Genomic DNA, 22,424 nt, shown 5'->3' on the forward strand with positions numbered 1-22,424 from the left:
GTGTCGCAGGTTCGAATCCTGTCTTCCCGATAGTGTATCGAAAAAGTCTAATGATTGTCATTAGGCTTTTTTGTAGGTAATTTTTCATTAAGTTAAAAGAAAAAAGAGCTTGCGCTCTTTCCAACTTTATTTATTTCGCAGTTCAACATAACGGTTATACCAAATTTTGATATATTCCTCAGAAAAAGGACCTTTGTTTTGGTTTATCCAATCTACTAAAACTTTAACATTTTCCTTTAAAATAAAGTCGATGTCATCTGAATAGTGCATTTTTTCTTTATGCTTCTCGTATTCTTCAACATCTAACAATTTTTTTTCACCATTGGTAAAGACCTTGACATCGAGATCATAGTCGATATATTTTAAGGCTTCTTGGTCAATGTGAAAAGGACTTGCTAGGTTACAGTAGTAAGACACACCATTGTCACGGATCATGGCGATGATGTTAAACCAATATTTTTTATGGAAATAAACGATCGCTGGTTCACGTGTAATCCAACGTCTACCATCACTTTCAGTAACAAGTGTATGGTCATTTACTCCAATAATTGCATTTTCAGTTATCTTTAATACCATGGTGTCACGCCATGTACGGTGTAAACTGCCATCATGTTTATAACTTTGAATTGTAATAAAGTCGCCTTCTTTAGGTAGTTTCATAACTTACCAACTTTCTACAATCTAAGTATATCCTCTATATTGTATCATATTTTTTCAAATTTTTTCTTATTTTTCTATTTAATTTTCAATTTGGTTTATGAATCTAAGTATTCTCTTATGGCTGACGTTATATCACTATAATCGTAGCCTTTTCTGGCTAATGCTTGGGTTAAACGTTGTTTTAGGTCATAGCCTTCATATTTTTTACTGTATTTACGGTATTGTTTTTCTAATTCTTTTAGGATGAGCTCATTGGTTGTTTCTTCATCTGCTTCTAGTTCAAGATTTTGGAATGCAATCTTTGCTTGGTTGTATGCAAAACCTTTTGAAATGAGTCCTTGGATGATTTTCGTTTCAATGGCTTTTAATGGGTATTTTCCTTGGTATTTCTTTTGGAGTTTTATTGCGGTACGGCTAATAACTTCTGTAAAATCATAGTCAGCAAGAATTTCTTGAAGGATAGATTTTGGGACCCCTTTTTGTTGAATTTTTTGTTGTAATAAGACAGGGCCTTTATCGCCACTGAGGAGGTTGGCCTCTATCAGGTTTCTGGCATATTGACGATCATCTAACCACTTTTCTTCTTTTAGGTGTTGGACAACTTTATCAATAATCTCAGTATCAATCTCATATTTTGTAAGGTAGTCTCGGACTTCTTTTGTTGTTCGAGCTTTAAAGGAAAGATGGTAAAGGGCCAGGTTTTTACCATAGGAGTATTGTGCAAACTCTTGGATTTCTTTTAGCTCTTCTTCACTGATTTCTTTCTCTTTGGAAAGAAAATATTTGACGATGGTATCTTCTGTGATGTAAAGTTTTTGATCATTGTCTAATTCAAGAAGGTAGAGTCTTTTTTTCTTTTCTAGTTTTGTAATTTTCATATTTTTTCTTTTATCCAAACGCTTCAAAGGCAGCAACGAGTCGAAGTTTATGTATATCGACCTGATCTCTTCCATAATAGTCAAGAAATAGTTCAGCGTATTTAGGATCTTGTAGGTTATAGTTGAGGGACCAAACTGCCCAAAAGAGGTCGATATGCCGGTCACTGAAATCAGCCAAACCAAGATCAATAAAGCAAGAGAATTGGTCAGCATCTTTTAGAATAAAGTTCGGTAGACAGGCATCCCCGTGAATAAAGGCATCTGTCTTTAAAAGGTGCCCATGTTCTTGGATGAGTTGGAAGGCCTCTTCGCGACTGTTGATTTGGAATTGGGGTAGGAGCGCCTTGGCATAGAACTCACCTTTTTCATAGTTTTTCAAGGCTCTTTCTTTATAGGCTTGTAAATGATTATCTGATGGAAAATTTTTCGGATTTAAGCTGTGAAGCTTTTTAAGAGCCTCTGCCATGGTACGGCAGATTTTTTCTGGCTGGTCTAAAAAAGCGAGAGCATCATGGCCAATAGCCTCTTTAGTCAGGAGGTAGTCTTTATCTTTAGATAGATATTCGATAACTGGAGTTCCCAGTCCTTTGGTTTCAAACCACCTTGCAATGCTAGCTTCTCGCTCTAATCTTCCCTTTTGATCTATTTTCAAGTAGTAACCTGAATCAAGATAGAGAACCCTTGCGCCTGAATGAGAAGAGCTATCAGAAAGAGTTGCTCCCTCTATATAAGTTCGTAATTGCTCAGGAAAATCCAATGGGGAGAAATGAGATGTCTTTGTATTCATGGTTTTATTGTAACATATTCTTAACCATTGAGAAACTACGTGGTATAATAGACTTATGAGTCTTAAAGTCAAACAAAAAATTCCATTAAAAATCAAGCGTATGGGGATAAACGGGGAAGGTATCGGATTTTTCCAGAAAACCCTTGTTTTTGTTCCAGGAGCCCTCAAGGGTGAAGATATCTTCTGCCAAATTACAAGTGTCAAGAAAAATTTTGCGGAAGCCAAACTCTTATCTGTGAATAAAGCGTCTAAGTATCGGGTGACACCCATGTGTGATATCTATGAGACCTGTGGGGGCTGTCAAATCATGCATTTGAAGTATGACAAGCAGCTGGAGTTTAAAACAGATTTATTGCAACAAGCCTTGAAAAAGTTCTCACCTGAAGGCTTTGAACAGTATGACATTCGGCCAACAATCGGAATGCAGGAGCCTCTTTACTATCGGGCCAAATTGCAATTTCAAACAAGGAAATTTAAAGGCCAGGTGAAGGCGGGACTCTATGCTCAAAATTCACATTATTTGGTGGAATTAAAAGATTGTTTGGTTCAAGATCCGGTTATTCAAGCTATCGCCAACGATCTAGCGGATTTATTGACCTATTATCAGATTCCAATTGCTGATGAGCGTAAAGAACTGGGTGTCAGAACCATGATGGTTCGACGGGCTCGTAAGTCTGGGCAGGTTCAGATCATTGTGGTCACTAGTCGCCAGATTAATCTAAATAATTTGGTGGAAGACTTGGTTACAAAACACCCTGAGATTGTCACAGTTGCTGTTAATAAAAATACGTCTCGATCCAGTGAAATTTATGGGGAACAAACGCAGATTATTTGGGGAGAAGAGGCCATTTTGGAAGGTGTTTTGGATTATGAATTCTCCCTTTCTCCTCGAGCTTTTTACCAGTTGAATCCGGAACAAACTGAAGTATTGTATAGTGAGGCGGTTAAGGCTCTAGATGTTTCTCCAGAGGATCATCTTATTGATGCCTACTGTGGGGTTGGAACGATTGGCTTTGCTTTTGCTAATAGAGTGAAAAGTGTTCGGGGGATGGATATTATTCCTGAAGCGATTGAAGATGCCAAATACAATGCTAAACGGATGGGATTTGAGAATACCCACTATGAGGCTGGTACAGCAGAAGAGATCATTCCTCGCTGGTACCAAGAAGGCTATCGGGCTAATGCTGTGATCGTGGATCCACCTCGTACGGGCTTGGGGACAAAATTAATCGAGACCTTGTTGCAGTATGCACCTGAAAAGATGGTCTATGTCTCTTGTAATGTCTCTACTTTGGCACGGGATCTAGTAGCTTTGACGAAGGTTTATCAGGTTGAATACATTCAATCAGTGGATATGTTTCCCCATACTGCAAGGACAGAAGCAGTTGTGAAATTAGTGAAGAAGTGAAAAAAGAAGAATGGATATTTGGGAAAAACTTTATCATGAGGCGAAAGCTCTCTATGCGCCTCAAGAGGTTTCAGATTTTGTCTATGCTCGACATGTGGTTGCTGCTGTTGAGGCTGCAGATGGTCAGATTTTTACGGGCTTTTGTATGGAAGGAACCTGTGGCGTCTTTCATTTATGTGCCGAACGAGCAGCTCTCTTCAACATGTATCAACAATCAGGACAGACCAAGGTCAAGCGCATTATTGCTTTTCGAGACAAACCTCCGTATGGAGAAGGTTCTGGGATGCCTTGTGGGGCCTGTCGTGAATTTCTCCTTGAGCTAGATGCTGAGAATCGTCATCTAGAATTTATGGTGGATTATGAGAGTCGCAAGACCATTACTTTAGGTGAACTGATGCCTCTTTGGTGGGGAGAAGAACGGGCTCGTCAAAGAGAAAATAAAGGGAATGAGTAGAGGAAATAAATAAATGGACAATGTTATTGATGTATCGATTCCAGTTGCTCAAGTTATTGATCAACATCCGGAGGTATTGGATTTGTTGGTGGAGTTGGGCTTTAAACCCTTAGCCAATCCGATCATGCGAAATACAGTTGGGCGCAAGGTTTCCTTGAAACAAGGATCAAAATTAGAAGGTACTCCCATGGAGAAGATTGTGCGAACACTAGAGGCCAATGGCTATGAAGTAGTGGGGCTAGACTAATGAGTGATGAACGAATTCACGTCTTAAGAGATATCTTATTAGAGCTTCATCATGGAGCTTCCCCTGAATCGGTTCAGGAACGGTTTGATGCGACTTTTGCAGGGGTGTCTGCGATTGAGATCTCTCTTATGGAGCATGAACTGATGAATTCAGATGCAGGGGTTACTTTTAAAGATGTTATGGAGCTTTGTGATGTCCATGCCAATCTCTTTAAGAATGCTGTTCAAGGGGTCGAAGTAGCAGATACCGACCATCCAGGTCATCCTGTTCAAATCTTTAAACAGGAGAACTTAGCCCTTCGTGCAGCTATGATGCGGGTACGCCGCTTGCTAGACAATTATGAGACGACTGAGGATCCTGAGATGATTCAGGAGATTCATAAGGGCTTGTTACGTCAGCTGGGCTTGGTGGGTCAATTTGACCGGCATTACCGTCGTAAGGAAGAGTTGATGTTTCCGATTATGGAAAAATATGGGCATGATTCCCCACCAAAAGTGATGTGGGGAGTGGATGACCAGATTCGGGAACTCTTTGCGAAAGTTTTGGATGCGGCCAAGAAATTACCGGATTCTAGTATTTCTGAAGTCAAGGAACGCTTTGAAGCCTTTGCGCAAGAGTTTGAGGGTATGATCTTCAAGGAAGAATCGATCCTCTTGATGATTTTGCTGGAGGCCTTTACTCAGGATGACTGGCTCTCCATTGCAGAAGAAAGTGATGCTTATGGTTATGCCATTATTCTCCCAAGTGAGAAATGGGTGCCGAAACGCGTGGACTTCAAGGAGGAAGCGTCGAAAGAGTCAGAGGGTTCAACTGAACCGCTTCCTTCTTCAAAAGGAGATGAGCACCGTCAAGTCATTGAGACTCCTGAGGGGCAATTGACCATTACCTTCACCCCTAAGAAAAAAGAAGAGAGCTTCGATCGCAAGCAACCTCAACCGTTTGGTAATGGCTATTTGTCAGTGGAGCAAGCGAATTTGATCTTGAATCATCTGCCGATGGAGATCACCTTTGTCAATAAGGATGATATTTTCCAATATTACAATGATGCTGCGCCTTTTGAGGAAATGATTTTTAAGAGGACGCCATCGCAGGTAGGACGCAATGTTGAGCTATGTCACCCACCGAAATATTTGGAGAAGGTCAAAGCCATCATGCAGGGGCTTCGTGAAGGGAAAAAAGACAAGTATGAAATGTGGTTCAAATCAGAATCGCGTGGGAAATTTGTCCATGTCACCTATGCAGCCGTGCGTGATGAAGTTGGAGACTTTCAAGGTGTCTTGGAATATGTTCAGGACATTCAACCTTATCGAGAGATCGATACGGATTTTTATAGAGGAATGGAGTAAAGATGAGTTACGAAACAGAGTTTATGAAGGAGTTTGAGGAGTGGATCAAGACTCAAGTCATGATCAATGAAATGGCTCTAGAAGAGAGTAAGAAGGTTTTTGATGAAGACCAGGATGAACGAGCTAAAATAGCGATGATTCGCTATGAAAGCCGTTTGGACGCTTATCAGTTCTTGCAAGGGAAGTTTGAAAATTTCCATGCTGAAAAAGGATTTCATGATTTACCAGATGGCCTCTTTGGTGAAAGAAAATATTAAAATGGCCTTATTAAAGGCGTTTTACTAGCTAGATTTACCTGAAAATTAAGCAATGACTTGATTTTTTAGGGGATTGTGATACAATAAAAAAGTTGAAATGACATCAACGGATTTTTGAATGGAATAATGGTGATGAAACCTTGTTGCCTTAGGAATTGATCACTGAATTTAGGAGGAAAAATGGCAAAGAAGAACGTAAACCGTGCGAAACAATACAAACATCAAAATAGACATCTTTTGAAAAAAGCTGTCGCAACTGTAACTGCAGCTGTAAAAGAAGCACCTAAAAAGGTTGAGAAAGCTACAAAAGCAGTGGCGAAAGAAGTGAAACAAGCAGCTTCTTCAGTGGAAGAATTTGCTGCAAGTTTGGAAGGTGTGGCACTTGATCGTGCGCAAACATTCTATGATGAAGGTATTCGCTCTGTTGCGGACTTCGCAAACTGGACAGAAAAAGAACTCCTTGCTTTGAAAGGAATCGGTCCAGCTACAATCAAGAAATTGAAAGAACTAGGCGTTAAATTTAAATAATCGCTTTTATGATTTCTTGCTATTTCCAGGAAAACTTGCTAAAATGAACCTATTAGAGGTGTTTTGAATCCCACATTTTACAGAAAGTGGCGGTGCTGAGAAGTCCACAAATGTGTCAAAACTGGTTGCTAATGGATGAAAATGAAATAAATAAAGTTGCGGGCATCTGCCCGAAATTGGGTGGTACCGCGGATCAACACATTCGTCCCTGTCAGATTGATGACAGGGGCGATTTTTCTTTTGCAACCCTAGCTGAAGGAGCTTGTCATGAAACAATCTTTTAACACTAGTAAACTCTACTATGGCTTTCCGATTTTCATCTTGGGGTATCAGGACCAGAACTTTGGGAACAATATCACGACCTGCAGTTCCTCTTATAGCTTGGGAGATTGGCTGGTCATCGGAGTTGGTGCTGAGGAAAATGCGGCTGCCCAGATTAAGCATTATCAACAGTTCACTGTCAACATCCCTGATGAAAATCTCATGCTCCAGATGGAGCAGGCTGGTTTTATCAGCCATCGGGAGAAGTTGAATCACTTAGGGCTAGACTATGAGATTTCTGAACGAACTCAGGCTCCGATTTTGGAGGCTTGTCCAGTCGTTTTGGATTGCCAGGTAGATCGAATTATCGAGGAAGATGGCATCTGCCATATCTTTGCCAAGATTATAGACCGTCTGGCTGATCCAGAACTCTTGGATGACAAGGGACATTTTAAAAATGACCGCTTTGCACCAACTTACTTTATGGGGGACGGCCATCAGCGCGTTTATCGTTATCTAGATGACCGAGTCGATCCCATGGGAAGCTTTATCAAGAAAGCGAGGAAGAAGAATGACAAGAGCTGAGTTGCCAGATAAAATCGAAACGGAGCGTCTGGTCTTACGAGTCCGAACAGTGGCGGATGCTGAGGATATTCATGCTTATGCTAGTCTCCCAGAGGTTTCTTACCCAGCAGGTTTTCCACCCGTCAAGACCTTGGAAGACGAGATTTATTACCTGGAGCACATTCTTCCCAAGCGCAATCAAAAAGAAAATCTTCCAGCAGGTTTCGGCATAGTGGTTAAAGGGAACGATACAATCATTGGTTCTGTCGACTTCAATCATCGCCACGAAGATGATGTGCTGGAAATTGGCTATACCTTGCACCCAGACTATTGGGGGCGAGGCTATGTGCCCGAAGCAGCACGTGCCTTGATTGATTTAGCTTTTAAAGAATTGAACCTACACAAGATAGAATTGTCTTGCTTTGGTTACAACCTTCAAAGTCAACGAGTCGCTGAGAAACTTGGCTTCACCCTTGAAGCTCGTATCCGTGACCGTAAAGATGCCCAAGGCAATCGTTGTGATGATTTGAGATACGGCTTGCTGAAGAGTGAGTGGGAGGTGGATTGATGCATGTTTTCATCATTGGAGCTCCAGCTGCAGGGAAAATGACCATTGGTCAGGAACTTTCGAAACTCACCGGTGCGACTCTCTTTTTCAACCATCAACCAATTGATTTCGCACTCGAAATCTATCAGGATTTTACGGAAGAAATGTGGGAATTTGTTCGTAGCGTTAACTTTTCTTTTCTTGGAACAAGCGCCAGGCATCATCGGTCGGTGATTTTAACAGGTGTAACTGATTTTTCAAATCAATACCATCTGATGTATTTGAAGGATATTCAAGATTTATTAAATGAGTATCATCAAGAGATTCTCTTTGTTGAATTAGAAACGTCTCTTGAGGAGCGCTTACGTCGCAATCGAACGGAGAATCGGTTGAAATACAAACCCTTGAAACGGAATTTTGAGGTATCTGAAAGAGAAATTTTAGAGACTGATAAAACAGATCAACTTAATTCTCAAAAGCAACCGAGTGGCCTTCACCACTACCTGAAAATTAATAATACGAATCTGTCTGCAGAAGAAGTCGCAAAGCAGATTCAAGAAAAAATGAAAACAATAGAGAAAGGACACACACATGTCTAAAGAACTTTCACCTAAATATAATCCAGCCGAGGTTGAGGCTGGTCGTTACCAAAAATGGCTTGACGAAGATGTTTTCAAGCCTTCTGGCGATAAAAAGGCTAAGCCTTATTCAATTGTTATTCCACCACCAAACGTAACTGGGAAACTTCACCTTGGTCACGCTTGGGATACAACTCTTCAAGATATCATCATCCGTCAAAAACGCATGCAAGGTTTCGATACACTTTGGCTTCCAGGTATGGACCACGCAGGGATTGCTACTCAAGCCAAGGTTGAAGCACGTTTGGCTGAAGACGGCATCTCTCGTTATGACCTTGGTCGTGAAAAATTCCTTGATAAAGTTTGGGAATGGAAAGATGAGTATGCCACTACTATCAAGCAACAATGGGGCAAGATGGGGCTTTCTGTAGACTACTCTCGTGAGCGTTTTACCCTTGATGAAGGGTTGTCAAAAGCGGTTCGTAAGGTCTTTGTAGAGCTTTACAAGAAGGGCTGGATCTACCGTGGTGAATTTATCATCAACTGGGATCCGAAAGCCCGTACAGCCCTTTCTGATATCGAGGTGATTCACAAGGATGTAGAAGGTGCCTTCTACCACATGAACTACATGTTGGAAGACGGTTCATGTGCCCTTGAAGTAGCAACAACTCGTCCTGAGACTATGTTTGGGGATACTGCCGTAGCGGTTAACCCAAATGATGACCGTTATAAAGACTTGATTGGTAAAAATGTTATCTTGCCAATCTTGAACAAGCCAATCCCAATCGTTGGGGACGAACACGCAGATCCTGAATTCGGTACCGGTGTGGTGAAGATCACACCTGCCCATGACCCTAATGACTTCTTGGTTGGTCAACGTCATAATCTTCCGCAAGTGAACGTTATGAACGATGATGGTACTATGAATGAATTGGCTGGTGAATTCAACGGTATGGACCGCTTTAAAGCTCGTAAGGCTGTTATCAAGAAGTTAGAAGAAATTGGTGCCCTTGTTAAGATTGAGAAGATGACCCACTCAGTTGGTCACTCAGAGCGTACAGGGGTTATGGTTGAGCCACGCTTGTCTACACAATGGTTCGTTAAGATGGATCAATTGGCGAAAAATGCCATCGCAAACCAAGAAACAGACGACAAGGTTGATTTCTACCCACCTCGTTTCAACGACACTTTCCTCCAATGGATGGAAAATGTCCATGACTGGGTAATTTCTCGTCAGCTCTGGTGGGGTCACCAAATCCCTGCTTGGTATAATGCTGAGGGTGAAATGTACGTTGGCGAAGAAGCACCAGAAGGTGACGGATGGAAACAAGACGAAGATGTCTTGGATACTTGGTTTAGTTCAGCCCTTTGGCCATTCTCAACTATGGGCTGGCCTGATGTCGACTCAGAAGACTTCAAACGTTACTTCCCAACGTCAACCTTGGTAACAGGGTACGACATCATCTTCTTCTGGGTGTCTCGTATGATCTTCCAATCATTGGAATTCACAGGACGCCAACCATTTAAGAATGTCTTGATCCACGGTCTCATTCGTGACGAGCAAGGGCGTAAGATGTCTAAGTCACTCGGTAACGGGATTGACCCAATGGATGTTATCGAGAAATACGGTGCCGATGCCCTTCGTTGGTTCCTTTCAAATGGTTCTGCTCCAGGGCAAGATGTGCGTTTCTCTTACGAGAAAATGGATTCGTCATGGAACTTCATTAACAAGATCTGGAATATCTCTCGCTACATCCTCATGAACAATGAAGGGTTGACCTTGGATGTGGCGCGTGAAAATGTAGCTAAAGTGGCTGCTGGTCAAGCAGGAAACGTTACAGATCGTTGGATTCTCCACAACCTCAACGAAACGATCAGTAAGGTCACTGAAAACTTTGACAAGTTCGAATTCGGTGTGGCTGGTCACATCCTTTACAACTTCATCTGGGATGAGTTTGCGGACTGGTATGTTGAGTTGACTAAGGAAGTGCTTTATAGCGACAATGAGGACGAAAAAGTCATCACTCGTTCTGTTCTTCTTTACACCTTGGATCAAATCTTGCGTCTCCTTCACCCAATCATGCCATTCGTGACTGAAGAAATTTACGGACAAATCTCAGAAGGCTCTATCGTTACAGCGGAATACCCAGTGGTTCGTCCAGAGTTTGAAAACGAAGAAGCAGCAGCTGGTGTAGAAGCACTTAAAGATGTGATTCGCTCCGTTCGTAACTCACGTGCAGAAGTGAACGTAGCGCCAAGTAAGCCAATCACTATCTTGATCAAGACAAGCGACAGCAAGCTCGATGCCTTCTTCAATGACAATGTCAACTACATCAAACGCTTCACAAATCCAGAACACTTGGAAATTGCAGCAGATGTCGAAGTACCTGACTTGGTTATGTCCAGCATCATCACAGGTGCGGAAATCTACTTGCCACTCGCTGACCTTCTCAATGTCGAAGAAGAATTGGCTCGACTTGAAAAAGAATTAGCCAAATGGCAAAAAGAACTGGATATGGTCGGTAAGAAGCTCTCTAACGAACGCTTCGTAGCCAATGCCAAACCAGAAGTTGTCCAAAAAGAACGCGACAAACAAGCCGACTACCAAGCGAAATACGATGCGACCGTTGCGCGTATTGATGAGATGAAGAAGTTGGTGAAATAAACACAGAAACACGGCGGGATGCCGTGTTTTTTTGGTATAATGAAATCAATATCTATTGATGGAGAAAGTTATGTCTAAACACCCTCACTATGAATTGTTAAACTTGATTGGCTACGGTCTTGCTAAGTTTGATGATACTTTTATAAGGGAATTTCAATGCTCTAGTAAATCCGAGTTTTATCGTTACATAGTTTCTTTAGGCGTTGCAGAAACAACTAGTGTCGTCAAAAATAGAATGGATTTATTCGACCCCTATTTTGATAACAATCGAAAAGGTTGGTGGCAAAAAGCTGAAGTCTACCGTTTTCGAAAAGATTTAATTGACATGATGTTTGGAAATGAGGATGTTCACAGTTTTGCAGAAATAGTCAAAATGCTGCTTGCAAGTGAAGGGAAGAAAACAGGTATAGCCGTCATTGAAAAGCCAATTGTTCGGACGAAATTCAAACGCCTACAAGAAACGGGAATGGAAGCAGAGAACTATTTCATACGCCATTTTGATAAGGAAGAAAAATTTCAAGGTGGCCAATTGACTGATGCTCGTCTTTATGGTGATGGATATGATTTCCAAGTAGATGTTCAAGAACATTCATACCTTGCTGAAGTGAAAGGTATTCGAAAACCTAAAGGACGTATTCGGTTGACCGCCAAAGAATTTGAGAAAGCTAAGGAATATCAATCAGATTTTATTCTTTCTCTAGTCACCAATCTCGACGATATTCCAAAATTGGTATTGATTGATAACCCACTTAACCATTTTGAATTTGAAAAAAATGTTATTAAGAATGAAGTCGTTGAATATAGAAGCTTGGAAGATTTATATTAATAAATGTAAACATTGCAGTGCTTATTACTACCATCTAGATTGGTCAAAGGTTATTTAATACTAGATGGCGTATAAAAATCTTTTCATACTCTTAAATATATAGGGAGATGCCTAACCAGAAAAATGGGAATACTTCTATTTTTGACCAAAACACCACCTCCTAGTCAATTAGGAGGAGGTGTTATGCTTTAGACCATTTTCCAGAAATAATCGATGATATAGGTTAGGCCATAGGTGTAGATGACGAGGGTGATAGGTTTGCAGAGGATGATGATGGTCATGTAGCGTTTGAAGGTCATATTGGTCAGACCTGCCAGCATACAGATGAAGTCGGCGGGACTAACTGGCCAGATCATCATGAAGATAAAGAAGCGATCGAACCGCTTGCCTTCATTGAGCCAGCCAATGTACTTGTCGTAGGTCTTCTGACTGACCATAGATTGGACGAACTTAGGCCCGTACATTCTCGCAAGGTGGAAAATAATGGCACAGCCAATCACGATGCCGATGTAATTGTAGATGGTCCCGATAATATGACCATAGATGAAAACACCTGCTACAGATGTCAGGGCGCCGGGAATAATAGGGACCACTGTCTGAAGGATCTGAAGAAAGATAAAGAGAGGTGGTCCAAAGATGCCTGCTTGGAGAATAAAAGCTGACAAGGTTTCCTTGGATTGAAGTATGCCAGCAAAGTAGGCCCAGATACAAAAGGCCAAGGTCCCAAGAGCTCCAATGATGGAGGACCAATTAATGATGCGCTGGAGAAGAGGAGAGACCTCTTTTAAGCTTGTTTGTTTCATAAAAAATTCCGAGTTCTTTTTCTTCTACTATACCATGTTTTTGGAACTTTGTAAGGATTTTGTCTATTTTTTGAGTAGTGAAAGCGACCTGATTGGAGCCTGTCGCTGTTTTAGTCGTGAAGCGGGTGCAAAATGGGCCTTTTTATGCTACAATGAAAGGAGTATAAAAAATGGAGAAAAACGTGTCAATCGAAAATTACAAACCAGATTTTGCGGTGGAAGCAGCCTATGATCTCACCGTTACAGACTTAAAAAAACAAGGTATTAAGGCAGTCCTTGTTGATTTGGATAATACCCTGATTGCTTGGAATAATCCGGATGGTACCCCTGAGATGCGCCAGTGGTTGCATGACCTTCGTGATGGAGGGATTCGGGTTATCGTGGTGTCTAATAATAGTCCCAAACGGGTTAAGCGCGCTGTTGAGAAATTTGATATTGACTATGAAGCCTGGTCGCTCAAGCCCTTTACCTTTGGGATTGATCGTGCCCTCAAACGTTTCCACTATGAGAAAAATGAAGTGGTCATGGTCGGGGATCAACTGATGACGGATATCCGAGCTGCCCATCGTGCAGGCATTCGTTCGATTTTGGTCAAGCCTTTGGTCGAGCATGACTCGATCAAGACGCAGATCAACCGGGCGCGTGAACGCCGTGTTATGAAGCAAATGGCCGAAAAATATGGTCCGATTGTATACAAAAAAGGAATTTAAGAATGGAAGAATTATTCTGTATTGGCTGTGGAGCCCCCATTCAGACAGAAAACAAAGAGGGGCTAGGCTATACTCCCCAATCAGCTCTTGAAAAGGGCTTGGAAACAGGCGAAGTCTATTGCCAACGCTGTTTCCGTCTGCGTCACTACAATGAAATCACAGATGTGCATCTGACAGATGATGATTTTCTAAAGCTCCTTCACGAGGTAGGAGATAGTGATGCACTCGTGGTCAATGTAGTGGATATTTTTGACTTTAATGGCTCCGTTATCCCTGGCCTACCACGCTTTGTAGCAGGAAATGATGTCCTCTTGGTCGGGAACAAAAAAGACATCTTGCCTAAGTCTGTCAAGGATAGCAAGGTGACCCATTGGTTGATGGAGCGGGCCCACGAAGAAGGGATGCGTCCTGTCGATGTGGTCCTCACCTCTGCTCAGAACAAGAGTGCTATCAAGGACTTAATGGAAAAGATTGAACAGTACCGCAAGGGACGAGATGTCTATGTGGTGGGGGTGACCAACGTTGGGAAATCGACCCTCATCAATGCAATCATCCAAGAAATCACTGGAGACAAGGATATCATCACGACCTCTCGCTTCCCAGGGACGACACTGGACAAGATCGAAATCCCACTGGACGATGGATCCTACATCTACGATACACCAGGGATTATCCATCGTCACCAGATGGCTCATTACTTGACAGCAAAAAATCTCAAGTATGTCAGCCCTAAAAAGGAAATCAAGCCTAAGACTTATCAGCTCAATCCAGAGCAAACCCTTTTCTTGGGTGGTCTGGGACGCTTTGACTTTATTAAGGGAGAAAAGCAAGGTTTCACCGCCTTCTTTGATAACGAACTCAAGCTTCACCGAACTAAGCTCGAAGGAGCGACCGCCTTTTATGACAAGCATGTCGGTGGCTTACTAACCCCACCTAATAGCAAGGAAAAAGAAGAATTCCCGCCCTTGGTTTCTCATGAGTTTACCATCAAGGACAAGACAGACCTGGTCATTTCAGGCCTCGGCTGGATTCGCGTCAATGGAGAAGCCAAAGTAGCCGTCTGGGCACCAGAAGGCGTCGCCGTCGTTACCCGCAAAGCTATTATTTAAAAAACAGGAAAAAATATATCTGAAGAGCGAACAAAGTGAGCTCATAAAGAGATCGTTATTGCCGTGGTGTAGTTGCCAATCGATCGATTGGCAAGGGCAAAATGGAGACCAAGGCTCCATTTTGAGGTGAGGAAATCCATTTTTCAAAGATGAGATCTTTGAAAAATTAGTTCCGACCGTCCCCACCACTTAAAATAACGATCAAAAAAAGGAAGTAAAAATATGACATTAACATCCAAACAACGGGCTTTCCTCAACAGCCAAGCCCACAGCCTCAAACCCATTATCCAAATCGGGAAAAACGGGCTCAATGACCAAATCAAAACCAGTGTGCGCCAAGCGCTAGATGCGCGTGAACTCATCAAGGTGACCCTTCTTCAAAATACGGATGAGAATATCCATGAAGTAGCAGAAATCTTGGAAGAGGAAATCGGTGTGGAAACTGTCCAAAAGATTGGTCGGATTCTCATCTTGTTTAAACAATCGAGCAAAAAAGAAAATCGTAAAATTTCAGCGAAGGTAAAAGAAATTTAAGACATCGAGGAGAGCAAACCTATGGCAATTGAACTATTGACTCCCTTTACCAAGGTAGAGTTAGAGCCAGAGATCAAAGACAAGAAACGCAAACAAGTTGGTATTTTGGGTGGAAATTTCAATCCGGTCCACAATGCCCATTTGGTCGTTGCGGATCAAGTGCGCCAACAATTAGGGTTAGATAAGGTGCTCTTGATGCCTGAATATGAGCCGCCGCATGTCGATGCCAAGGGGACGATTGCAGAGCACCATCGCCTTAAGATGCTGGAATTAGCCATTGAAGGCATTGAAGGTCTGGAGATCGAGACGATTGAACTCGAGCGGAAAGGGATTTCCTATACCTACGACACCATGCTCTTGCTCAATGAACGGGATCCAGACACCGATTATTACTTCATTATTGGTGCAGATATGGTAGATTATTTACCAAAATGGCACCGCATCGATGAATTGGTGGAGATTGTGCAATTTGTCGGGGTCCAGCGGCCACGCTATAAGGCAGGGACTTCTTATCCGGTGATCTGGGTGGATGTTCCTCTAATGGACATCTCCTCTAGTATGGTGCGTGATTTTGTGGCCAAAGGCCGGACGCCGAATTTTATGTTGCCAAAACCAGTCTTGGACTACATCAAGAAAGAAGGATTGTATCAATGACCTATGAAAACTATCTAGGCTTTTCTCGTGAGGTCTTGCTTGAAAAAATGCGCCAAATCCTGCCAGAAAAGCGACTAACTCACTGTTTAGGGGTTGAGAAGGCTGCGCGTGACTTGGCCAAACGCTATGGGGCTGATGAAGAGCAGGCTGGACTAGCAGGTTTGTTACATGACTACGCCAAGAAACTATCAGATCAGGAATTTCTGGACTTGATCGATCGCTATGAGCTGGATCCAGCATTAAAAAACTGGGGCAACAATGTATGGCATGGGATGGTCGGGATTTACAAGATCCAAGAAGACCTCGGACTGACAGATCCAGCCATTCTTCGCAGTATTGAGATTCACACCGTGGGGAGTGGACAAATGTCAACCTTAGACAAGATTGTCTATGTGGCAGATTACATTGAGCACAACCGGGCCTTCCCGGGAGTGGATCAAGCACGTGATATCGCCCAAGTCTCCTTGGATCGTGCCGTGGCCTATGAGACGGCTCGCACAGTCGAACACCTAGCTCACCAAGGATTGCCCATTTATCCCCAAACCCTTGAAACCTACAATGCCTTTGTGAAGTATTTGAAAGAGGAGCAGTGAGTGAAGACAGCTTTTATCATTATTGATGTACAAAATATCTTAGTGGAAACAGGTTTTGAGACCGAAAAGCTCCTAGAGAAGATCGCTTATTTGCAAGATCAGGCTAGAAAACAGCAGATTGAGATCATCTATATACAGCATATTGAAACGCCAGAGGCTTTAACTTCGGAAGATTGGCAATTATCGCCCCTGTTGAAGAGGAAGGCAGATGAGAAGGTGTTTCAGAAGCGATACAATAGCATATTTAAAGAGACAGGATTAAAAGAATACTTGGATCAACAAGGGATTGAACAACTGGTCCTGTGTGGTATGCAGACAGAATATTGTGTCGATACATCCGTCAAAGTGGGGTTTGAATACGGCTATAAGCTGATCATTCCAGAAGGAGCTGTCACAACCTTTGATGGAGAGGATATCCCGGCAGAAACGCTCAATGAATTTTATGAGAACATTTGGGCAGAACGCTTTGCGGATGTCTTAGATTACAAATCAATTTTTTAAGGAAAGAGGATTACATGAAAGAAAAAGAATTACTTGAACTTGTTGTTAAAGCTGCCGATGAAAAACGTGCAGAAGACATTGTGGCTTTGGATGTTCAAAGCTTAACCAGCGTGACAGATTACTTTGTCATCGCAAGTTCTATGAATAGCCGTCAGTTGGAAGCAATCGCTGAAAATATTCGTGAGAAAGTCGTTGAAGCTGGTGGCAATGCCAGCCATGTCGAAGGTGACTCAGCTGGAGGTTGGGTCCTTCTTGACTTAGGTGGTGTGGTGGTCCATGTCTTCTCAGAAGAAATGCGTACCCATTATAACCTAGAAAAGCTATGGCACGAAGCAAGTGCTGTCGATCTTTCAGCAGCCCTAGCATAAGCAGATAAACTCAGTTGGTAGCAACTGAGTTTTGTTGGTTAAATTGAAATTCTATGGAAAGAAAGGATGGGGCCTCGTGTTTGGTTAATTTGATAATTGAACACGAGCTAAAAGCTGTGAGAAAAAGAGTAACTTCCTTTGTATCTGACGATACGGCAGAAAGTTTCCTATTTTCTCTTTGCTTTTAACGCTCTTTGTATCTTAGAAAGGATTTGAACCCGTCCTGTAATCCTCGGAAAATAGATAGCTCTCCTTGGAGCTTAGCTCCATCGTCGTGCTCCTAATTTTCTATCGGATTACGGGCGGACTTGGTATCATGAATATGGCGACTTATGAAACGTTTGCGGCGGTCTACGATGCGGTCATGGATGATAGTCTGTATGACTTATGGACGGATTTTTCCCTCCGGCATCTTCCTAAAAGTAAGGACCGGAAAAAATTGCTGGAATTGGCTTGTGGGACAGGGATCCAGTCTGTTCGCTTTTCTCAAGCTGGTTTTGATGTGACAGGATTAGACCTGAGTGCTGACATGCTGAAAATTGCTGAAAAAAGAGCTGCTTCAGCCAAGCAGAAGATTGATTTTATCGAGGGCAATATGCTGGACCTGTCGCAAGCAGGCACTTATGATTTCGTGACCTGCTACTCGGATTCTATCTGCTATATGCAGGACGAGGTAGAAGTAGGGGATGTCTTCAGAGAAGTCTATAATGCCCTTAATGAAGATGGTGTTTTTATCTTTGATGTCCATTCGACCTATCAGACAGATAAGGTTTTCCCAGGCTATTCTTATCATGAAAATGCGGAAGACTTTGCCATGCTCTGGGATACCTATGAGGATGCGGCACCTCACTCGATCGTCCATGAGCTGACCTTCTTTGTCCAAGAAGAGGATGGCAGCTTTAGTCGCCACGATGAAGTTCATGAGGAACGTACCTATGAAGTTTTAACCTATGACATCTTATTGGAGCAGGCTGGCTTTAAATCTTTCAAATTGTATGCAGACTTTGAGGACAAAGAGCCAACAAAGACCAGCAAACGTTGGTTTTTTGTAGCACAGAAGTAGGCCAGCATGACAGTTACAGGTATTATTGCAGAATTTAATCCCTTTCATAATGGACACAAGTACCTGCTGGAACAGACAGAAGGGCTGAAGATTGTGGCCATGTCTGGGAATTTTGTTCAACGTGGCGAACCTGCCATTGTAGACAAGTGGATTCGCGCGCAGATGGCTTTGGAAAATGGAGCGGATCTGGTGGTCGAGCTCCCCTTTCTCGTTGCTGTTCAGTCAGCTGATCATTTTGCCAAGGGAGCGGTAGAAATCTTGTCCCGTCTGGGAATTGACCAATTAACCTTTGGGACAGAAGAAGTCTTGGATTACCAAGCGATTGCGACAGTTTACTCGGAGAAAAAAGTGGAAATGGAAGGTTTCTTGCGAAATCTTCCAGACGATTCATCCTATCCACAAAAGACCCAAAAAATGTGGGAAACCTTTGCTGGAGTGGAGTTCACAGGGGATACTCCTAATCATATTTTAGGGCTAGCTTATGCCAAGGCCTGTGCTGGGAAGGGGATTACGCTTAAGCCTATTCAACGCCAGGGAGCAGGCTACCATTCAGAAGAAAAAGAAGTGGCCTATGCTTCTGCGACTAGTATACGCCTGCACAAGGAAGATCAGGACTTTGTAGCTAAATTCATGCCCAATAGCCAACTCTTTCAGTCGGCTCCACAGGTATCTTGGGAGGATTATGACCAACTGCTCCGTTATCAAATCCTAACCCATCCGGATTTGACACAGATTTTTCAGGTCAATGAGGAACTGGCCAACCGGATAAAGGAGGCCGTTCGAAGTACTAGCTCTGTGGAAGAATTGGTGGAGAAAGTCGCAACCAAGCGCTATACTAAGGCGCGAGTACGCCGCATCTTGACCTACATCTTGGTAGGGGCAACGGAACAAGCCCTTCCCGACGCCATTCATGTCTTAGGTTTTTCCGCAAAGGGACAAGCTCATCTCAAAGGCTTGAAAAAATCAGTAGAAATCGTGACCCGAATTGGTAAGGAACCTTGGGATGCTTTGACCCAACAAGCGGATCAGGTGTATCAACTAGGCCATCCCCAATTGCCAGAGCAGATCTGGGGCCGGGTGCCTGTGAGGGTGGAAGATCAATAAGAGGTGAATAGTCGAGCAACTCCAATTGGAAGGATACGCAAAAAACTCTTCCAAGTCTTGTGATTTATGATATAATATAAAAGATTGAAAATAATTTGAAAAAATTTAAGGAGAATCCTCATGGGACGTAAATGGGCCAATATTGTTGCCAAGAAAACTGCCAAAGATGGTGCCAACTCAAAAGTATATGCTAAATTTGGTGTGGAGATCTATGTAGCTGCTAAAAAGGGTGAACCAGATCCAGAACTAAATACTGCTTTGAGATTCGTTATTGACCGTGCTAAACAAGCGCAAGTGCCAAAACACGTGATTGATAAAGCGATCGATAAGGCAAAAGGAAACACTGACGAAACCTTTACAGAAGGACGTTACGAAGGATTTGGACCAAATGGTTCGATGTTGATCGTTGATACCTTGACGTCAAATGTTAACCGTACAGCTGCCAATGTCCGTGCTGCTTTTGGTAAAAACGGTGGGAACATGGGAGCTTCAGGTTCTGTATCTTACCTCTTTGACAACAAAGGTGTTATCGTCTTTGCTGGTGATGATGCTGATGCCATCTTTGAGCTTTTGCTTGAAGCAGATGTGGATGTGGATGATGTCGAAGCAGAAGAAGGAACGATCACAGTCTACACTGCTCCAACTGATCTTCACAAAGCAATCGTTGCTTTGCGTGAATCAGGTGTTGAAGAATTCCAAGTAACAGAATTGGAAATGATTCCTCAATCAGAAGTTGAGTTGTCAGGTGAAGATTTGGAAACATTTGAAAAACTTTACAGCGTTCTTGAAGATGACGAGGACGTACAAAAAATCTACACAAACGTAGATGGATTCTAATCACTCATAAGAACTGTAGTGAATCCCATAAATTAAGAAAAAGGATAGCTTCTTAGATCAAGCTATCCTTTTTCTCTGTTTGATGAGGATCTATCTTTTGTAAGTGATGTCCTGTATAAGCGTAAATACGGGTCAGGGGTGATTGGGAGAGTGTGGAAACCTTAAAATAGAAATAATGGTCTCGATGATCCCGACTTTTGGTGTGGTGAAGACGAAAGTAGTTTCGCTGGCCTGCTGCCATAGAATGGAGAATATCGTCTTCTAAAAAGACGAGCGGCGTAGAAGTAGCGGCCCACTTGTAAAAGTCCATCTCAAATTGGTGGTAATTCTCCGAAAAATAATCAAATTGTAATTCGTGTTTAGTCTGAATAGGTTTCATAGGCTGTTTCCTCAGATTCAATAAAAATGATAGAGTCTACGAGGAGACGGTGGTAGTGGCCATCGCTTTTGAGAAGAAGCTCAGAAGCAGATAAGGTGTGAATCAAACCTGTGTAGGTTGCAAATTGATTCCCCTCTAAAGTCGTGATCGAGATCGTCGTTTGTTGTTGAAAGGCCTGCTCCAGGAGCCGGATCTGTTCAGCAAGTGGAAGAACCGTGAGCTGACTGCGGTCAATTTCTTTTGTATGCAGGGCGGTTGTGTGCTCGGATAAAAAGAAGCCAGCCCATTTGGCCATGCCACGATCTTGAAATTCGCGGGCGGATTGATAAGGGAGATAAGAACGGTCGATCATGTTAATCCATCTAAGCCTCCTGCGGAATGTCCGCCTGTTAGTTTACTGCGTGCAATGGCGCGTGAGTTTTCTAGTAGTGAGGAGCCTTTCTGAAGAGAGGTAAAGCCAAATTGATCCCGAATGCGGTCAATCGTCTGCTGGAGTTTCTCCTCTTTTTCCAGTGTTACTGGATCATCAAAGAGAGAAAAGAGTTGAAGAGACTCCTCGACAAGTTCTCCATAAAAAACACCAATCTGCCGAATGGCTCCTCCTTCGTACTTGGAACGAAAGAGCCGCAGAACCGTATCGGATAAAACCTTGGTGGATTGGGTAAGCTCAATCTTTTGCTGGCAGTGAATGGACGGAAGCCCCTCGATTTTGGAGTAGGAGGCATGAATGGAGACCAGTTGGGTCTTCTTTTTTTTCCGTCGCAAGCGAATAGCTACCTGTTCAGCCATCTCCCGAAACACCAGTTCAATGTCGGCTTGTAGATGGTAGTCATAGGGCAAGATTTGAGAGTTACCAATACCTCGTGACTTCGGACGATAAGGCTTGTGGACATTGCTTTCATCAATGCCATGAGCATGGAACCACAGTTGAAGGCCCATGACTCCGAATTCTTTCTTTAAGAGATCTGGGTGAGCCTGGGCCAGTTCAGCAATCGACGTGATCCCGATTTTTTGCAATCGCTTTTCAGTCCGACGTCCAATGCCCCAAAAATCAGTAAGCTGGGGCAGTTTCCAGACCTTACTTTCTACATCTTCATAAGACCAATTGGAGCGCATATTTCGGCAATGCTTGGCTTCATTGTCCAAGGCTAGCTTGGCAAGAAGGGGATTGGCATTGCTGAGGCCAATGGTAGAGTAGATTCCAGTTTCCTGCCAGATCCTTTTTTGGATTCTGGCAGAAAGGAGATCCAGTTTTTCCTTTCGAGAGAGGGAGGGATCTGGAATAAAATAATTTAAGGAAGAGGTCAGATCGATAAAACCTTCGTCAATCGAGTAAGGGAAAATATCATCTGGTGCTGCAAATTCCTGAAAGACTTTTTGAATCTCCATATTGACCTGAATATAGGCATTCATCCGTGGAGGGACAATCAGGGTTCTCTTGGCCCAGGATTCAATGGATGCAATAAAGGCTGGATCTGTGGGCAATCCTTGCTTTTTAGCGACGTAGCTATTAAATTTCCTGGTTTTGAGGTCAAAAGGTAGGTCGTAGCTACGGCTGACATTTTTCTTGCCAAAGACTTGTTTGAAAACGGGAGAGCTCGCCAAAATCAGACCAGCAGAATTGTCGCTCCGACTCATGACGCAAAGAGAAGTCGTCAAGGGATTGAGCCCTAGACGGACACATTCACAACTGGCATAAAAACTTTTTATATCCACAAAAGCAATATCAGAATGAGGCTCACGTGAATAATCAAATAGCATAT

General features: G+C 42.8%; 28 protein-coding genes. 21 read left to right on the forward strand and 7 right to left on the reverse strand.

All coding sequences use genetic code 11. From position 1 onward, the window contains the following. Positions 1–126: 126 nt before the first annotated feature. The 3 genes from HMPREF2904_RS02660 to HMPREF2904_RS02670 all read right to left on the reverse strand — a co-directional run bounded on the left by HMPREF2904_RS02660 (position 127) and on the right by HMPREF2904_RS02670 (position 2,325). Positions 127–660: a nucleoside tri-diphosphate phosphatase gene (locus HMPREF2904_RS02660; RefSeq protein ID WP_070659810.1), complete on the reverse strand. Its 534-nt coding sequence runs from the start codon at positions 658–660 to the stop codon at positions 127–129. A gap of 95 nt (positions 661–755) precedes the next feature. Beyond that, complete coding sequence (recX, locus tag HMPREF2904_RS02665; RefSeq protein ID WP_070659813.1) at positions 756–1,538, reverse strand: recombination regulator RecX; 783 nt, start codon at positions 1,536–1,538, stop codon at positions 756–758. A 10-nt stretch (positions 1,539–1,548) separates the two neighbouring features. Next, positions 1,549–2,325, reverse strand: coding sequence for an aminoglycoside 3'-phosphotransferase (locus HMPREF2904_RS02670; RefSeq protein ID WP_049498318.1), 777 nt, complete (start codon positions 2,323–2,325; stop codon positions 1,549–1,551). A gap of 55 nt (positions 2,326–2,380) precedes the next feature. Between HMPREF2904_RS02670 and rlmD the strand changes: the two genes are divergently transcribed. The 11 genes from rlmD to HMPREF2904_RS02725 all read left to right on the forward strand — a co-directional run bounded on the left by rlmD (position 2,381) and on the right by HMPREF2904_RS02725 (position 12,006). Then, complete coding sequence (rlmD, locus tag HMPREF2904_RS02675; protein ID WP_070659817.1) at positions 2,381–3,733, forward strand: 23S rRNA (uracil(1939)-C(5))-methyltransferase RlmD; 1,353 nt, start codon at positions 2,381–2,383, stop codon at positions 3,731–3,733. Between the two features lie 10 nt (positions 3,734–3,743). Next, positions 3,744–4,187, forward strand: a complete 444-nt coding sequence (locus tag HMPREF2904_RS02680; protein WP_003005807.1) for a cytidine deaminase family protein — start codon at positions 3,744–3,746, stop codon at positions 4,185–4,187. A gap of 13 nt (positions 4,188–4,200) precedes the next feature. Continuing rightward, positions 4,201–4,434, forward strand: a complete 234-nt coding sequence (locus HMPREF2904_RS02685) for a DUF1858 domain-containing protein (protein ID WP_003005810.1) — start codon at positions 4,201–4,203, stop codon at positions 4,432–4,434. Further along, entirely contained in the window at positions 4,434–5,780 is a 1,347-nt protein-coding gene (locus tag HMPREF2904_RS02690) for a DUF438 domain-containing protein (protein ID WP_070659820.1), read from the forward strand. The genes HMPREF2904_RS02685 and HMPREF2904_RS02690 overlap by 1 nt, the downstream gene beginning before the upstream one ends. A gap of 2 nt (positions 5,781–5,782) precedes the next feature. Next, on the forward strand, positions 5,783–6,037 hold the full coding sequence (locus HMPREF2904_RS02695) for a DUF1912 family protein (protein ID WP_070659823.1): 255 nt from the start codon (positions 5,783–5,785) through the stop codon (positions 6,035–6,037). A 180-nt stretch (positions 6,038–6,217) separates the two neighbouring features. Further along, complete coding sequence (locus HMPREF2904_RS02700) at positions 6,218–6,565, forward strand: helix-hairpin-helix domain-containing protein (protein WP_003011968.1); 348 nt, start codon at positions 6,218–6,220, stop codon at positions 6,563–6,565. A gap of 267 nt (positions 6,566–6,832) precedes the next feature. Further along, a complete protein-coding gene (locus tag HMPREF2904_RS02705) occupies positions 6,833–7,411 on the forward strand; it encodes a flavin reductase family protein (protein ID WP_070659826.1) in 579 nt (192 codons plus the stop codon). Continuing rightward, positions 7,398–7,958 (forward strand): GNAT family N-acetyltransferase, encoded by a 561-nt coding sequence (locus HMPREF2904_RS02710; RefSeq protein WP_070659829.1) that lies wholly within the window; start codon positions 7,398–7,400, stop codon positions 7,956–7,958. Before HMPREF2904_RS02705 ends, HMPREF2904_RS02710 begins: the two co-directional genes overlap by 14 nt. Beyond that, positions 7,958–8,536, forward strand: a complete 579-nt coding sequence (locus tag HMPREF2904_RS02715) for an AAA family ATPase (RefSeq protein ID WP_070659832.1) — start codon at positions 7,958–7,960, stop codon at positions 8,534–8,536. The genes HMPREF2904_RS02710 and HMPREF2904_RS02715 overlap by 1 nt, the downstream gene beginning before the upstream one ends. Continuing rightward, positions 8,529–11,180: a valine--tRNA ligase gene (locus tag HMPREF2904_RS02720; protein WP_070659835.1), complete on the forward strand. Its 2,652-nt coding sequence runs from the start codon at positions 8,529–8,531 to the stop codon at positions 11,178–11,180. The genes HMPREF2904_RS02715 and HMPREF2904_RS02720 overlap by 8 nt, the downstream gene beginning before the upstream one ends. A 70-nt stretch (positions 11,181–11,250) precedes the next feature. Continuing rightward, the gene (locus HMPREF2904_RS02725) at positions 11,251–12,006 is read left to right on the forward strand and encodes a protein NO VEIN domain-containing protein (protein WP_070659838.1); all 756 of its coding nucleotides are present in this window, start codon (positions 11,251–11,253) and stop codon (positions 12,004–12,006) included. A 188-nt stretch (positions 12,007–12,194) separates the two neighbouring features. Here the strand turns inward: HMPREF2904_RS02725 and HMPREF2904_RS02730 are convergent, their stop codons facing one another. After that, positions 12,195–12,809 carry a TVP38/TMEM64 family protein gene (locus HMPREF2904_RS02730; RefSeq protein ID WP_009732361.1) on the reverse strand — a complete coding sequence of 205 codons (615 nt, stop codon included), beginning with the start codon at positions 12,807–12,809 and terminating at the stop codon, positions 12,195–12,197. Positions 12,810–12,991: 182 nt separating this feature from the next. Here HMPREF2904_RS02730 and HMPREF2904_RS02735 point away from each other — a divergent pair, with 182 nt between their 5' ends. The 10 genes from HMPREF2904_RS02735 (at position 12,992) to HMPREF2904_RS02780 (ending at position 20,282) form a co-directional block, all read left to right on the forward strand. Further along, a complete protein-coding gene (locus tag HMPREF2904_RS02735; protein WP_118095844.1) occupies positions 12,992–13,519 on the forward strand; it encodes a YqeG family HAD IIIA-type phosphatase in 528 nt (175 codons plus the stop codon). 2 nt (positions 13,520–13,521) lie between these two features. Continuing rightward, positions 13,522–14,628 carry a ribosome biogenesis GTPase YqeH gene (gene yqeH, locus HMPREF2904_RS02740; RefSeq protein WP_049472983.1) on the forward strand — a complete coding sequence of 369 codons (1,107 nt, stop codon included), beginning with the start codon at positions 13,522–13,524 and terminating at the stop codon, positions 14,626–14,628. Between the two features lie 222 nt (positions 14,629–14,850). Then, complete coding sequence (yhbY, locus tag HMPREF2904_RS02745; RefSeq protein ID WP_003005853.1) at positions 14,851–15,162, forward strand: ribosome assembly RNA-binding protein YhbY; 312 nt, start codon at positions 14,851–14,853, stop codon at positions 15,160–15,162. A 21-nt stretch (positions 15,163–15,183) separates the two neighbouring features. Then, positions 15,184–15,816 carry a nicotinate-nucleotide adenylyltransferase gene (locus tag HMPREF2904_RS02750; protein WP_003012335.1) on the forward strand — a complete coding sequence of 211 codons (633 nt, stop codon included), beginning with the start codon at positions 15,184–15,186 and terminating at the stop codon, positions 15,814–15,816. Continuing rightward, positions 15,813–16,409 (forward strand): bis(5'-nucleosyl)-tetraphosphatase (symmetrical) YqeK, encoded by a 597-nt coding sequence (yqeK, locus tag HMPREF2904_RS02755; RefSeq protein WP_013903187.1) that lies wholly within the window; start codon positions 15,813–15,815, stop codon positions 16,407–16,409. Before HMPREF2904_RS02750 ends, yqeK begins: the two co-directional genes overlap by 4 nt. Next, the gene (locus tag HMPREF2904_RS02760; RefSeq protein WP_070659841.1) at positions 16,410–16,910 is read left to right on the forward strand and encodes a cysteine hydrolase family protein; all 501 of its coding nucleotides are present in this window, start codon (positions 16,410–16,412) and stop codon (positions 16,908–16,910) included. A gap of 14 nt (positions 16,911–16,924) precedes the next feature. Further along, complete coding sequence (gene rsfS / locus HMPREF2904_RS02765) at positions 16,925–17,278, forward strand: ribosome silencing factor (protein WP_049483439.1); 354 nt, start codon at positions 16,925–16,927, stop codon at positions 17,276–17,278. 322 nt (positions 17,279–17,600) lie between these two features. Further along, entirely contained in the window at positions 17,601–18,341 is a 741-nt protein-coding gene (locus HMPREF2904_RS02770; RefSeq protein ID WP_305366823.1) for a class I SAM-dependent DNA methyltransferase, read from the forward strand. A gap of 6 nt (positions 18,342–18,347) precedes the next feature. Beyond that, a complete protein-coding gene (locus tag HMPREF2904_RS02775) occupies positions 18,348–19,445 on the forward strand; it encodes a nucleotidyltransferase (protein WP_070659846.1) in 1,098 nt (365 codons plus the stop codon). A 120-nt stretch (positions 19,446–19,565) separates the two neighbouring features. Beyond that, positions 19,566–20,282 carry a YebC/PmpR family DNA-binding transcriptional regulator gene (locus tag HMPREF2904_RS02780; RefSeq protein WP_003005873.1) on the forward strand — a complete coding sequence of 239 codons (717 nt, stop codon included), beginning with the start codon at positions 19,566–19,568 and terminating at the stop codon, positions 20,280–20,282. 52 nt (positions 20,283–20,334) lie between these two features. Here the strand turns inward: HMPREF2904_RS02780 and HMPREF2904_RS02785 are convergent, their stop codons facing one another. From HMPREF2904_RS02785 to HMPREF2904_RS02795, 3 genes are read right to left on the reverse strand one after another with little or no spacing between them, the layout of a single operon-like run. Beyond that, complete coding sequence (locus tag HMPREF2904_RS02785; protein ID WP_003005875.1) at positions 20,335–20,661, reverse strand: DUF5960 family protein; 327 nt, start codon at positions 20,659–20,661, stop codon at positions 20,335–20,337. Further along, a complete protein-coding gene (locus HMPREF2904_RS02790; protein WP_070659849.1) occupies positions 20,642–21,013 on the reverse strand; it encodes a hypothetical protein in 372 nt (123 codons plus the stop codon). Before HMPREF2904_RS02790 ends, HMPREF2904_RS02785 begins: the two co-directional genes overlap by 20 nt. Further along, entirely contained in the window at positions 21,010–22,422 is a 1,413-nt protein-coding gene (locus HMPREF2904_RS02795; protein ID WP_070659852.1) for a Y-family DNA polymerase, read from the reverse strand. Before HMPREF2904_RS02795 ends, HMPREF2904_RS02790 begins: the two co-directional genes overlap by 4 nt. Between the last annotated feature and the right edge of the window lie 2 nt (positions 22,423–22,424).

Origin of the sequence: Streptococcus sp. HMSC072G04 (assembly GCF_001813295.1) — a bacterium.
Lineage (GTDB): Bacteria > Bacillota > Bacilli > Lactobacillales > Streptococcaceae > Streptococcus.

What these genes read in the sequence shown, in the direction of transcription:
- HMPREF2904_RS02660 (WP_070659810.1), bottom strand. Translation starts at nt 660, where the DNA reads ATGAAACTACCTAAAGAAGGCGACTTTATTACAATTCAAAGTTATAAA.
- recX (WP_070659813.1), bottom strand. Translation starts at nt 1,538, where the DNA reads ATGAAAATTACAAAACTAGAAAAGAAAAAAAGACTCTACCTTCTTGAA.
- HMPREF2904_RS02670 (WP_049498318.1), bottom strand. Translation starts at nt 2,325, where the DNA reads ATGAATACAAAGACATCTCATTTCTCCCCATTGGATTTTCCTGAGCAA.
- rlmD (WP_070659817.1), top strand. Translation starts at nt 2,381, where the DNA reads ATGAGTCTTAAAGTCAAACAAAAAATTCCATTAAAAATCAAGCGTATG.
- HMPREF2904_RS02680 (WP_003005807.1), top strand. Translation starts at nt 3,744, where the DNA reads ATGGATATTTGGGAAAAACTTTATCATGAGGCGAAAGCTCTCTATGCG.
- HMPREF2904_RS02685 (WP_003005810.1), top strand. Translation starts at nt 4,201, where the DNA reads ATGGACAATGTTATTGATGTATCGATTCCAGTTGCTCAAGTTATTGAT.
- HMPREF2904_RS02690 (WP_070659820.1), top strand. Translation starts at nt 4,434, where the DNA reads ATGAGTGATGAACGAATTCACGTCTTAAGAGATATCTTATTAGAGCTT.
- HMPREF2904_RS02695 (WP_070659823.1), top strand. Translation starts at nt 5,783, where the DNA reads ATGAGTTACGAAACAGAGTTTATGAAGGAGTTTGAGGAGTGGATCAAG.
- HMPREF2904_RS02700 (WP_003011968.1), top strand. Translation starts at nt 6,218, where the DNA reads ATGGCAAAGAAGAACGTAAACCGTGCGAAACAATACAAACATCAAAAT.
- HMPREF2904_RS02705 (WP_070659826.1), top strand. Translation starts at nt 6,833, where the DNA reads ATGAAACAATCTTTTAACACTAGTAAACTCTACTATGGCTTTCCGATT.
- HMPREF2904_RS02710 (WP_070659829.1), top strand. Translation starts at nt 7,398, where the DNA reads ATGACAAGAGCTGAGTTGCCAGATAAAATCGAAACGGAGCGTCTGGTC.
- HMPREF2904_RS02715 (WP_070659832.1), top strand. Translation starts at nt 7,958, where the DNA reads ATGCATGTTTTCATCATTGGAGCTCCAGCTGCAGGGAAAATGACCATT.
- HMPREF2904_RS02720 (WP_070659835.1), top strand. Translation starts at nt 8,529, where the DNA reads ATGTCTAAAGAACTTTCACCTAAATATAATCCAGCCGAGGTTGAGGCT.
- HMPREF2904_RS02725 (WP_070659838.1), top strand. Translation starts at nt 11,251, where the DNA reads ATGTCTAAACACCCTCACTATGAATTGTTAAACTTGATTGGCTACGGT.
- HMPREF2904_RS02730 (WP_009732361.1), bottom strand. Translation starts at nt 12,809, where the DNA reads ATGAAACAAACAAGCTTAAAAGAGGTCTCTCCTCTTCTCCAGCGCATC.
- yqeH (WP_049472983.1), top strand. Translation starts at nt 13,522, where the DNA reads ATGGAAGAATTATTCTGTATTGGCTGTGGAGCCCCCATTCAGACAGAA.
- yhbY (WP_003005853.1), top strand. Translation starts at nt 14,851, where the DNA reads ATGACATTAACATCCAAACAACGGGCTTTCCTCAACAGCCAAGCCCAC.
- HMPREF2904_RS02750 (WP_003012335.1), top strand. Translation starts at nt 15,184, where the DNA reads ATGGCAATTGAACTATTGACTCCCTTTACCAAGGTAGAGTTAGAGCCA.
- yqeK (WP_013903187.1), top strand. Translation starts at nt 15,813, where the DNA reads ATGACCTATGAAAACTATCTAGGCTTTTCTCGTGAGGTCTTGCTTGAA.
- rsfS (WP_049483439.1), top strand. Translation starts at nt 16,925, where the DNA reads ATGAAAGAAAAAGAATTACTTGAACTTGTTGTTAAAGCTGCCGATGAA.
- HMPREF2904_RS02770 (WP_305366823.1), top strand. Translation starts at nt 17,601, where the DNA reads ATGGCGACTTATGAAACGTTTGCGGCGGTCTACGATGCGGTCATGGAT.
- HMPREF2904_RS02775 (WP_070659846.1), top strand. Translation starts at nt 18,348, where the DNA reads ATGACAGTTACAGGTATTATTGCAGAATTTAATCCCTTTCATAATGGA.
- HMPREF2904_RS02780 (WP_003005873.1), top strand. Translation starts at nt 19,566, where the DNA reads ATGGGACGTAAATGGGCCAATATTGTTGCCAAGAAAACTGCCAAAGAT.
- HMPREF2904_RS02785 (WP_003005875.1), bottom strand. Translation starts at nt 20,661, where the DNA reads ATGAAACCTATTCAGACTAAACACGAATTACAATTTGATTATTTTTCG.
- HMPREF2904_RS02790 (WP_070659849.1), bottom strand. Translation starts at nt 21,013, where the DNA reads ATGATCGACCGTTCTTATCTCCCTTATCAATCCGCCCGCGAATTTCAA.
- HMPREF2904_RS02795 (WP_070659852.1), bottom strand. Translation starts at nt 22,422, where the DNA reads ATGCTATTTGATTATTCACGTGAGCCTCATTCTGATATTGCTTTTGTG.